This is a genomic window from Tropicimonas sp. TH_r6 (assembly GCF_033101155.1).
Classification (GTDB): domain Bacteria; phylum Pseudomonadota; class Alphaproteobacteria; order Rhodobacterales; family Rhodobacteraceae; genus Tropicimonas.
In genome coordinates this window covers 1-371 of the sequence record NZ_JAWMPX010000104.1, presented here as the reverse complement: position 1 = coordinate 371, position 371 = coordinate 1, and the positions used below count along the sequence as shown (strand labels likewise).

Genomic DNA, 371 nt, shown 5'->3' with positions numbered 1-371 from the left:
CTCTCAAGCGGGGGCAGGTCGGTTCCCTTAGATCTTTCAACAGAAGGCGGCCACGGAGGTCGCTACCGTCAGAAAGGTTGGAACCGATGACAAACACCCTCAAGAACACCGTATACGCCGCCCTTGCCGCTTCGCTCGCCCTCGCTGCCCCGATGGCCGCCAATGCCGGTGACATCGGTGAGAAGGCCCTCAAGGGCGCTGTGGCCGGCGCAGTTCTGACCGAAATCACCGGCGGCGACGCCAAGGACGGCCTGGCGCTTGGCGCAGCGGCTGGCGCGCTCGGCGGCAAGATCGCCGAAGACCGGGACCGCGAAGATCGCAAGGACGACCGCAACAAGGGCGGCAACAAGCACAAGCGCTGAGCCCGCAAC

Annotated in this window: 1 protein-coding gene; it reads left to right on the top strand. The window is 65.5% G+C overall.

Annotated features, from left to right (window positions below; genetic code table 11):
• Positions 1–86: 86 nt before the first annotated feature.
• Positions 87–362 carry a hypothetical protein gene (locus R3X27_RS25585; RefSeq protein WP_317711735.1) on the top strand — a complete coding sequence of 92 codons (276 nt, stop codon included), beginning with the start codon at positions 87–89 and terminating at the stop codon, positions 360–362.
• Positions 363–371 lie beyond the last annotated feature (9 nt).

Bases quoted from the DNA above. Each gene is read 5' to 3' on its own strand.
- R3X27_RS25585 (WP_317711735.1), top strand. From the start codon at position 87: ATGACAAACACCCTCAAGAACACCGTATACGCCGCCCTTGCCGCTTCG.